The following is a 9,515-nucleotide window of genomic DNA, read 5'->3' as shown; positions in this document are numbered from 1 at the left end:
ACCATGATGGTGTTCGGCGACGCCAAGAAGGTGGTCGAGGACATGTTCAAGGCGGTCGACTAAGACCGCCGTGCCCGCAGGCGGCCGGGCCGTCCCGGCCGCCTGCGGCGCCGTGCCTTGCAAGGCAGCCACGGCGCGCTATACTGGCCTGCGAATGCGCACGCCGGCTTGCCGAATGCGCCGAACCCCTGCCCGCCGGCCCCGACGCCAACGCATCATGACCTTCAACCCGCATGACCGGAACCTGTCGGTCTTCCATCACCCGGTCCTGACCGTCCTGGTCGACGACAGCAAATCGTTCATCGACAGCCTGGCCTTCCAGATGGATGCCTCGCGCGCGGTCATCACCTTTACCGATCCGCGTGAAGCACTGCAATGGATCCGCGAGGCCTATGCCACCCGCTTCCCCGGCTTCCTGCCGGTGCGGGTCACGCATGACGACCTGACCTTCCTGACCGAGCGCCGCACCGTCCAGCTCGACATCGACCGGATTTACCGCCAAATCCACGATGTCAACCGCTTCCTGCAGCCGGGCGTGATCGTGGTGGACTACTCGATGCCGCAAATGGACGGACTGGAGTTCTGCCAGGCGCTGCAGGACCTGCCGTGCAAGACCATCCTGCTGACCGGCACGGCTGACGAAAGCATCGCCGTGCAGGGCTTCAACCACGGGCTGATCGACCGCTACGTCAAGAAGCACGACAGCAATATGGTGGAGCGGCTGGACCAGGAAATCGAGGCCATGCAGCAGGCATACTTCGCCACGCTGTCGCGCACGCTGCGCGAGCTGCTGACGCGGCATTCGTTCTCGTTCCTGTCCGACCCGGCCATGACCGAGCGGGTGCGCCAGCTCACGGCGCGCTACGGCTTTGTCGAGTACTACCTGTACCCCAACCCGGCCGGCATCCTGCTGTTGACTGCGCAAGGCCACGCCACGCTGATGGTGATCGAGACCCGCGCCGGCCTGATGAGCCAGGTGGAATCGGCCGAAGCCTACGATGCGCCCGCCGCGCTGATCGAAGGCCTGCGCGAGGGCCGCCTGATACCGTTTTTCTGGCCGGGCAACGGCATGTACACGCCCGCCTGCATCGACTGGGAGCAATACTGCCTGCCGGCCGAGCGCTGCGAGGGCAACGAAGAGTTCTTCTACGCCCTGTTCGACCTGCCGCGCCACCTGCTGCAGGAGCCGGTGGTCAGCCTGCAGGGCTTCCTGGCCGATTTTTCGCGCCATTCCGAGGCCTTGACGGGGCGCAAGCGCCTCTGACACCGGCCGGGCACTGCCAGGACAGAGAGGCGCTCAGTCCGCCTGCGGCACCCGGTTGGTGCCGCGCACCATGTCAAAGCGGAACAGCCGGCATTCGATATTGCCGTTGTAGAGCGGCGTGCGGCGCGATTCTTTAAGCCGCAGCCGGCGCGGAAAGCCCAGGTCGCCGGTAAAGACCCACGCCTGCCAGCCCGCGAAGTTCTGCTTGAGCGTCGTGGCAAAGGCGTTGGCGAACTGGTTGGCGGCCGCCTCCTCCACCTCGTCGCGCGGCATCTCCTCCCCCGCCATGCGGCGCTGCCCGCGGACCGCGATGCGCTCGCCGTATGGCGGGTTCATCAGCAGCAGGCCCGGCTCGTCGTAGGGCGGCTGCACGAAGCGCGCATCGACCTGCTTGGTGCGCGCCTCGCCCGGCAGGCCGGCGCGCTGCCAGTTGGCCTGCGTGATGGCCAGCATGTCGGTTGAGATGTCCGATCCCACCACCTGCAGCTCATCCGCCGAGGCCAGCATGCGCGCGCGCTGGGCGTCGTCCTTGAGCTTCTGCCACGCCTTGCGGTCGACGCCCTTGAGCCATTCGAAGGCAAAGCTGCGGCTGCCGCCCGGGGCAATGCCCAGCGCCACCTGGGCGGCTTCGATCAGGAACGTGCCGCTGCCGCACATCGGGTCGTAGAACGGCCGGAAGGTCTGCCCAGGGACCCAGCCCGCCAGGCGCAGGATGCCGGCGGCCAGGTTTTCCTTCAGCGGCGCCTCGCCCTTCTCGGTGCGCCAGCCGCGCTTGAACAGGGGCTCGCCGGTGGTGTCCAGGTACAGCGTGCAGTCGCGCTCGGTCAGGTGGGCATAGACGCGCACATCCGGGCTGACGGTATCGACACTCGGGCGCGCGCCGAGGCGTTCGCGCATGGCGTCGCAGACGCCGTCCTTGACCCGCAGCGCGATGAAATTCAGGCTGCGCAGCGGCGACTTGTGCGCGGTGATATCGACGCGCAGCGATTCGTCCGGCGAGAACCACTGCTCCCAGCGCACGCCGCGCGCCAGGTTGTAGATGTCGTCCTCGTGCCGGTAGCCGCGCGCGGCCACGCGCAGCAGCACGCGGCTGGCAATGCGCGAATGCAGGTTGACCGCATAGGCTGCGGCCATCTCGCCGGAGAAATTGACCCCGCCCGGCACCTCCTGGTGCACCGTGAACGGCGCCAGCGCGGCCATGCCCGGCCGGGCGGCGATCTCGCGCAGTTCTTCGGCGAGGGCGCCCTCCAGGCCGCGCGGGCAAGGGGCAAAAAAGGCTTGGGTCATGGGTCAGGTTTCCTGCAAACAAAAACGTCCGCCGTAGCGGACGGGAGATATCCGATAGCTTAGTTCAAGCGGCGGCGAGCGCGCGCTCGAGGAAGTCGAGCCGGTCCTGGCCCCAGAACGGCTGGCCGTCGAACACATACCACGGCGCACCGAACACGCCGGCCGAGATCGCATCCTGCGTGTTCTGCGCGTAGGCCGCCTGGACCGACTGGGCCTCGCTGGCCTTGAGCAGGCCAGCGCCATCCAGGCCGGCCTCGCCGGCGATCTGCGCCAGCGTGGCGGCATCGGCGATATTGCGCTGCTGCGCCCACACCGCTGCGCCGATCGCGCCGGTCAGCTGCATCGCGCGCGCGGTGCCGTGCGCCAGTTGCGCCGCGATGATCAGCTTGCTGGCCGCGTCGCCGGAGACCGGGAAGAAGGTTGGCTCCAGGTTCAGCGGCAGGTCCAGGAATGCGCTCCAGCGCTTGAGCTCGACCAGCCGGTAAGCCTGGCGCTGCGGCGGGCGCTGCGCCAGCGGCAGTCCGCCGGAGACGGAGAATACCTTGCCCATGTCGCAGGGCTTCAGGTTCACCTGCACGCCGTGGCGTTCGGCCATGGCAGCAAAGCGCGCATGGCCCATGTAGACGAACGGCGATTGCGGCGTCAGGTAGTAGTCAACCAGCTTGCTCATCTCGATCTCGCAATTTGTGGAGCGGTCGCCCTGCTCAGAACGGCTTGACGACCACCAGGATCACCACAGCCAGCAGCACCAGCACCGGCAGCTCGTTGAACCAGCGATAAAACTTGTGCGAGCGCGTATTGCGCCCGCCTTCGAACTTGCGCAGCAGTACGCCGCAGCCGTGGTGGTAGCCGATCAGCACCAGCACCAGCGCCAGCTTGGCATGCATCCAGCCCTGCCCGGTGCCGCGGCCGATGCCGTAGCCCAGGTACAGCCACAGCCCGAACACCACCGCCGGCACCGCCAGCATGGTCATGAAGCGGAACAGCTTGCGCGCCATCAGCAGCAGGCGCTGGGTGCTGGCGGCGTCGGTCTCCATCGCCAGGTTGACGAAGATGCGCGGCAGGTAGAACAGGCCGGCGAACCACGAAACGACGAAGACGATATGCAGCGCTTTGACCCAGAGCATCGGCGGACAGACGTTGGCTTGCGGTTGTTATTGTTGTTGGCGGGCCGGCTTGAGGTCCGGCCTCAGGTCCAGCTTCAGGTCCGGATCTCGCCGTGCCCGAAGACCACGTACTTGAGCGAGGTCAGCCCTTCCAGCCCGACCGGGCCGCGTGCGTGCAGCTTGTCGTTGGAGATGCCGATCTCCGCGCCCAGGCCGTATTCGAAACCGTCGGCGAAGCGGGTCGAGGCGTTGATCATGACGCTGGCCGAATCGACCTCGCGGATAAAACGCATGCCCGCCGAGTAGTCCTCGGTGATGATCGAATCGGTGTGGTGCGATCCGTATTCGTTGATATGCGCGACGGCGTCATCCAGGCCGGCGACGGTCTTGATGGCGAGGATCGGGGCCAGGTATTCCAGGCGCCAGTCTTCCTCGGCGGCATCGACCAGGCCGCTGAAGCCGGCGGCTTCCAGCGTGGCGCGGGTGGCCGGGCAGACGCGCAGTTCGACGCCCTTCTCCTGGTAGATGCGGCACAGCGGCGGCAACGCGGTGGCGGCAATGTCCCGCGACACCAGCAGCGTTTCCATGGTGTTGCATGGCGCGTAGCGCTGGGTCTTGGCGTTGTCGCAGACGCGCACGGCCTTGTCCAGGTCGGCGGCGGCGTCGATGTAGACGTGGCAGATACCGTCCAGGTGCTTGATCATCGGCACGCGCGCTTCTTCCATCAGGCGCGCGATCAGGCTCTTGCCGCCGCGCGGCACGATCACGTCGACGAATTCGGTCATGGTGATCAGGCGGCCGACCGCGGCGCGGTCGGTGGTCTCGATCACCTGCACGGCTTCCGGCGGCAGGCCGGCGGCGGCCAGGCCCTCTGCCACCAGCGCGGCCAGCGCGGTGTTGGATTCAATCGCTTCGGATCCGCCTCGCAGGATGGTGGCGTTGCCCGACTTCAGGCACAGCGCCGCGGCATCGATGGTCACGTTGGGGCGCGACTCGTAGATGATGCCGATCACGCCCAGCGGCACGCGCATCTGGCCGACCTGGATGCCGGTCGGGCGGAACTTCATGTTTGAGATCTCGCCGATCGGGTCGGCCAGCGCGGCGATCTGCTCCAGGCCGGCGGCCATGGTGGCAATGGCCTTGTCCGACAGCGTCAGGCGGTCGACGAAGGCGGCATCCTGGCCGTTGGCGCGGGCACGTTCCACATCGCGCGCATTGACGGCCTTGAGCTTGTCGGCATCGCGGCGGATGGCGGCGGCAATGGTCAGCAGCGCCTGGTTCTTGTCCGCCGTGGAGGCACGCGCCATCGCGCGCGACGCCGCGCGGGCCTGGCGGCCGACGCGGTCCATGTATTGGTTGAGGTCGAGCTCGTTCATGTCAGTGGCCGGGGGAAGGCCGTCAGTGTGTGTTCCTCCCCTCTCCCGCGCGCGGGAGAGGGGTTGGGGGAGCGGGCCGGTGCATCAACGGGCTATATCGCAAGATTTCCCGCCTGCCTGCCCTCTCCCCCGGCCCCTCTCCCGCAAGCGGGAGAGGGGAGCAAACCCTCAGGGAAGCAAACCCTAGCGCGCAATCATCAGCGCCAGCTGCTGCAAACCGTCCCATGGCTCGGCCGGCAGCGGCGCGCCGCCCGGTGGCGGCAGGTCGTACAGGCCCTTGACCTGCCGGTCCAGCCGCGCCGCCAGTGCCAGCGCCGCTTCCAGCCGGGGCAGCTGGAGCCGCTGCGCGGCCTGTGGCACCAGCCGCTCGCGCGGTCCCCAGACGCGCAGTTCGCGCATCAGCACGCCCGCCGGCTTGCCGGCCGCAAGGCCTTGCCGGACCTTGGATAATACGCGAATTTCCTCAGTCAGCGCCCACAGCACCAGCACCGTCGCCTCGCCCTCGCCGCGCAGCCCTTCGAGCATGCGCACCAGGCGCGGCACGTCGCCCGACAGCATCGCCTCGGACAGCTTGAAAACGTCGTAGCGGGCCACGTTCAGCACCGCGTCGTGGACCTGGTCGAAGCTCAGTTCCCCCGGCGGGTACAGCAGGCCCAGCTTCTGGATTTCCTGGTGCGCCGCCAGCAGGTTGCCCTCGACCTTGTCGGCGACAAACTGCAGCGCGCGCCGCCCAGGCTCGCCGCCCTCGACGCGCTGCTGCTGCAGTGCCAGCCGTTCGCCGACCCAGGCCGGCAGCCGGGTGCGGTCCACCGTGTCGACCTTGATCGACACGCCGGCGCCTTCCAGCGCCTGGAACCACGCCGACTTGGAAGTGGCGAAATCCAGCCGCGGCAGCGTCACCAGCATCACCACGTCCGGCGACGGCTGCGCCGCCACCGCGCGCAGCGCCTCGCCGCCGTCCTTGCCGGGCTTGCCCGAAGGGATGCGCAGCTCGACGATCTTGCGGTCGCCGAACAGCGACATCGACTGCTGCGCCTCGACCAGCTGGCCCCAGTGGAAGCCGCGCTCGGCCACCAGCACCTCGCGCTCGGAAAACCCCGCTTCGCGCGCCGTGGCGCGCAGGCGATCCACGGCCTCCAGCACCAGCAGGTGCTCGTCACCGTGCACCACATACAGCGGCGCCAGGCCGCGGGCCCTGGCCTGCTTCAGGTGCGCGTCGAGCCCGTCGAGCTTGAGTTGCATGCCGTCACTCTGCCTTGCTCAGATGGCCTTGACCGCGGCCAGCCGGCGCATCAGCTGCTGCACGATGTCGCGCTGCATGTCGCGGTACAGCTGCTGCTCTTCGTAGTCCTTGGCCAGCGTGTTGGCTTCGTTGTAGGTCAGGTCGCGCGTCAGCACCAGCTGCGACGGCGCGATCAGTTCCTTGCCGGCGGCATCGCGCAGGCGGAAGGTGAAGCGCTGCGTCAGGCGGTATTCGCGCACCACGCCCTCGGTCGTGATCGACAGGATGGACTTGGTGCGGGTGTCCTGTAGCACGTCCAGCAGCGCGTCGGCCTCTTTCTGGTCGGCCACCACCTGGGTGTCGGAGCCGCCGCGGATGGCGCGGCGCAGGTCCGCGCCCATCAGCGAGTTGGGCGGGATCCCGATATAGAGCCGCTTGAACGCGAAGTCCGAATTGCCGCGCATGTGGAAGCCGCAGCCGGCCAGCAGGCCCGTTGCCGGCACCGCCAGCATCGCCGCGAGCGCCTTGCGGCGGCCCATGTTCAGTCGCTTCATTCTTGGCGATTCCTCAGTCAGGTTCCGGGCCGCTGACCCGTTACAGCACCACGTTCACCAGCCGGCCCGGCACCACCACGATCTTCTTCGGCGCCTTGCCTTCGGCAAACTTGGCCACGGTCTCGCAGCCGGCGGCGGCCGCCTCGATCGCGGCGCGGTCGGCGCTGGCCGGCACGGTAATGCTGCCGCGCACCTTGCCGTTGATCTGCAGCACCAGTTCGATCTCGCTGCGCACCAGCGCGGCTTCGTCGACCTGCGGCCACGGGGCGTCGAGCAGGTCGCCGGCTTCGGCGGCGAAGCCCAGCTGTTCCCAGAGGCCGTGGGTGATGTGCGGCACCACCGGGTACAGCACGCGCAGCAGGATGCCGAAGCACTCGCGGCGCGCGGCCGGCGAAGCGGTCTTGGCGTCTTCCAGCGCGTTCAGCATCTTCATCGTGGCCGAGACCACGGTGTTGTACTGGATGCGCTGGTAGTCGTAGTTGGCTTGCTTGAGCACGCCGTGGATCTCGCGGCGCAGCTCGGCGTCATCGGCCGTGATCGCACTGCCGGCGCCATCGCGCAACGCGGCGGCGTTGGCGTAGCCGTAGTTCCACACACGGCGCAGGAAGCGCGAGGCGCCCTCCACGCCCGAGCCGCTCCACTCCAGCTGCTGCTCGGGCGGCGCGGCGAACATCACGAACAGGCGCGCGGTGTCGGCGCCGTACTGGTCGATCAGCGCCTGCGGGTCGATGCCGTTGTTCTTGGACTTCGACATCTTCTCGATGCCGCCGATCACCACCGGCTGGCCGTCGGCCTTCAGCGCGGCGCCAACCGGGCGGCCGCGCTCGTCGGTCTGCACGTCGACGTCGGCCGGGTTGTACCAGTGCTTCTTGCCCGAGGCGTCTTCGCGGTAGAAGGTCTCGTTCAGCACCATGCCCTGCGTCAGCAGGTTGGTGAACGGCTCGTCGAACTTGACCAGGCCCAGGTCGCGCATGACCTTGGTCCAGAAGCGCGCGTACAGCAGGTGCAGGATCGCGTGCTCGATGCCGCCGATGTACTGGTCCATCGGCATCCAGTAGTCGTTGCGGGCATCGACCATAGTGGCCGCGTCCGGGCAGGTATAGCGTATGTAGTACCAGCACGAATCGATGAAGGTATCCATCGTGTCGGTCTCGCGGCGCGCGGGCTTGCCGCACGACGGGCAGGTGCACTGCAGGAAGCGCGGGTCCTTGGCCAGCGGGTTGCCGGTGCCGTCCGGCACCAGGTCTTCGGGCAGCACCACCGGCAGGTCCTGTTCGGGCACCGGCACCACGCCGCAGCCGTCGCAGTGGATCAGCGGGATCGGCGTGCCCCAGTAGCGCTGGCGCGAGATGCCCCAGTCGCGCAGGCGCCAGGTGGTCTTCTTCTCGCCAAGGCCCATCGCGCCCAGGTCGGCGGCGATGGCTTCCACCGCGGCCTGGTAGCCGAGGCCGTCATACTTGCCGCTGTGGACGCAGGTGCCGTTTTCCTTGTCGCCGTACCATTCCTGCCAGGCTTCGGTCGAGTACGGCTGGCCCTTCACGTCGATCACCTGCTTGATCGGCAGGCTGTACTTGTTGGCGAAGGCGAAGTCGCGCTCATCGTGCGCGGGCACGCCCATCACGGCGCCGTCGCCGTAGCTCATCAGCACGTAGTTGCCGACCCACACATCGACCTTGTCGCCGGTCAGCGGGTGCGTGACCTGCAGCCCGGTCGGCATGCCCTTCTTCTCCATGGTCGCCATGTCGGCTTCCATGACCGAGCCGTGCTTGCATTCGTCGATGAAGGCAGCCAGTTCGGGGTTGTTCAGCGCGGCGTGCGTGGCCAGCGGGTGCTCGGCGGCGACCGCGCAGAAGGTCACGCCCATGATGGTGTCGGCGCGCGTGGTGAAGACGTAGAGCTTGCCGTCGTTGATCGGCTTGCCGTCCTCGCCCGGGATGTCATGCGTGAAGGCGAAGCGCACGCCCACGCTCTTGCCGATCCAGTTCTGCTGCATTACCTTGACGCGCTCGGGCCAGCCCAGGCCGTCGAGGTCGCCCAGCAGCTCCTCCGCATACTCGGTGATGCGCAGGTAGTACATCGGGATCTCGCGCTTTTCCACCACCGCGCCCGAGCGCCAGCCGCGGCCGTCGATGACCTGCTCGTTGGCCAGCACAGTCTGGTCGACCGGGTCCCAGTTGACGGTTCCGGTCTTGCGGTAGGCGATGCCCTTTTCCAGCATCTTCAGGAACAGCCACTGATTCCAGCGGTAGTAGTCCGGGCTGCAGGTGGCGACCTCGCGCGACCAGTCGATGGCCAGGCCCATCGACTGCATCTGCTTCTTCATGTAAGCGATGTTGTCGTAGGTCCAGGCGGCCGGCGCCACGCCGTTGTTCAGCGCGGCGTTTTCCGCCGGCATGCCGAAGGCGTCCCAGCCCATCGGCATCAGCACGTTGTTGCCGTTCATGCGCAGGTAGCGCGCCATCACATCGTTGATGGTGTAGTTGCGCACGTGGCCCATGTGCAGCTTGCCCGACGGGTATGGCAGCATCGAGCAGGCGTAGAACTTGGCCTTTTCCTTGCCGTCGGGGCCCGCTGCATGCTCCGACACGCGGTAGGCGTCGATGGCTTGCCAGTGCTGCTGGGCGGCTTGTTCAACGGCGGAAGGAAGGTATTTGTCTTGCATGGTCGGGACAGCAGTCAGGGCAACGATCAGAGCAGCGCCTGCGC

The 9,515-nt window shown here is 67.5% G+C and carries 8 protein-coding genes; 1 reads left to right on the top strand and 7 read right to left on the bottom strand.

What is annotated here, in order from left to right:
* Window positions 1-217: 217 nt before the first annotated feature.
* Window positions 218-1,264, top strand: a complete 1,047-nt coding sequence (locus IPF36_RS26220; RefSeq protein WP_135705906.1) for a response regulator — start codon at window positions 218-220, stop codon at window positions 1,262-1,264.
* A gap of 33 nt (window positions 1,265-1,297) precedes the next feature.
* Here the strand turns inward: IPF36_RS26220 and IPF36_RS26215 are convergent, their stop codons facing one another.
* The 7 genes from IPF36_RS26215 to leuS all read right to left on the bottom strand — a co-directional run bounded on the left by IPF36_RS26215 (window position 1,298) and on the right by leuS (window position 9,471).
* The gene (locus IPF36_RS26215; RefSeq protein WP_195431295.1) at window positions 1,298-2,551 is read right to left on the bottom strand and encodes a class I SAM-dependent RNA methyltransferase; all 1,254 of its coding nucleotides are present in this window, start codon (window positions 2,549-2,551) and stop codon (window positions 1,298-1,300) included.
* Between the two features lie 64 nt (window positions 2,552-2,615).
* Window positions 2,616-3,221 (bottom strand): 2-hydroxychromene-2-carboxylate isomerase, encoded by a 606-nt coding sequence (locus IPF36_RS26210; protein WP_195431292.1) that lies wholly within the window; start codon window positions 3,219-3,221, stop codon window positions 2,616-2,618.
* Window positions 3,222-3,255: 34 nt separating this feature from the next.
* Window positions 3,256-3,678, bottom strand: coding sequence for a CopD family protein (locus IPF36_RS26205; RefSeq protein ID WP_063241672.1), 423 nt, complete (start codon window positions 3,676-3,678; stop codon window positions 3,256-3,258).
* A gap of 74 nt (window positions 3,679-3,752) precedes the next feature.
* Window positions 3,753-5,033: a glutamate-5-semialdehyde dehydrogenase gene (locus IPF36_RS26200; RefSeq protein ID WP_135705909.1), complete on the bottom strand. Its 1,281-nt coding sequence runs from the start codon at window positions 5,031-5,033 to the stop codon at window positions 3,753-3,755.
* A 183-nt stretch (window positions 5,034-5,216) separates the two neighbouring features.
* Window positions 5,217-6,275, bottom strand: coding sequence for a DNA polymerase III subunit delta (gene holA, locus IPF36_RS26195; protein ID WP_133092308.1), 1,059 nt, complete (start codon window positions 6,273-6,275; stop codon window positions 5,217-5,219).
* An 18-nt stretch (window positions 6,276-6,293) separates the two neighbouring features.
* Window positions 6,294-6,809: an LPS assembly lipoprotein LptE gene (lptE, locus tag IPF36_RS26190; protein ID WP_116318117.1), complete on the bottom strand. Its 516-nt coding sequence runs from the start codon at window positions 6,807-6,809 to the stop codon at window positions 6,294-6,296.
* Window positions 6,810-6,849: 40 nt separating this feature from the next.
* On the bottom strand, window positions 6,850-9,471 hold the full coding sequence (gene leuS, locus IPF36_RS26185; RefSeq protein WP_195431289.1) for a leucine--tRNA ligase: 2,622 nt from the start codon (window positions 9,469-9,471) through the stop codon (window positions 6,850-6,852).
* Window positions 9,472-9,515: the final 44 nt, after the last annotated feature.

The organism is Cupriavidus sp. IK-TO18, assembly GCF_015549295.1.
Taxonomy (GTDB): domain Bacteria; phylum Pseudomonadota; class Gammaproteobacteria; order Burkholderiales; family Burkholderiaceae; genus Cupriavidus; species Cupriavidus oxalaticus_A.
This window is presented reverse-complemented; position numbering and strand designations above follow the sequence as displayed.

Coding starts and splice junctions, on each gene's coding strand:
- IPF36_RS26220 (WP_135705906.1), top strand. CDS start 218: ATGACCTTCAACCCGCATGACCGGAACCTGTCGGTCTTCCATCACCCG.
- IPF36_RS26215 (WP_195431295.1), bottom strand. CDS start 2,551: ATGACCCAAGCCTTTTTTGCCCCTTGCCCGCGCGGCCTGGAGGGCGCC.
- IPF36_RS26210 (WP_195431292.1), bottom strand. CDS start 3,221: ATGAGCAAGCTGGTTGACTACTACCTGACGCCGCAATCGCCGTTCGTC.
- IPF36_RS26205 (WP_063241672.1), bottom strand. CDS start 3,678: ATGCTCTGGGTCAAAGCGCTGCATATCGTCTTCGTCGTTTCGTGGTTC.
- IPF36_RS26200 (WP_135705909.1), bottom strand. CDS start 5,033: ATGAACGAGCTCGACCTCAACCAATACATGGACCGCGTCGGCCGCCAG.
- holA (WP_133092308.1), bottom strand. CDS start 6,275: ATGCAACTCAAGCTCGACGGGCTCGACGCGCACCTGAAGCAGGCCAGG.
- lptE (WP_116318117.1), bottom strand. CDS start 6,809: ATGAAGCGACTGAACATGGGCCGCCGCAAGGCGCTCGCGGCGATGCTG.
- leuS (WP_195431289.1), bottom strand. CDS start 9,471: ATGCAAGACAAATACCTTCCTTCCGCCGTTGAACAAGCCGCCCAGCAG.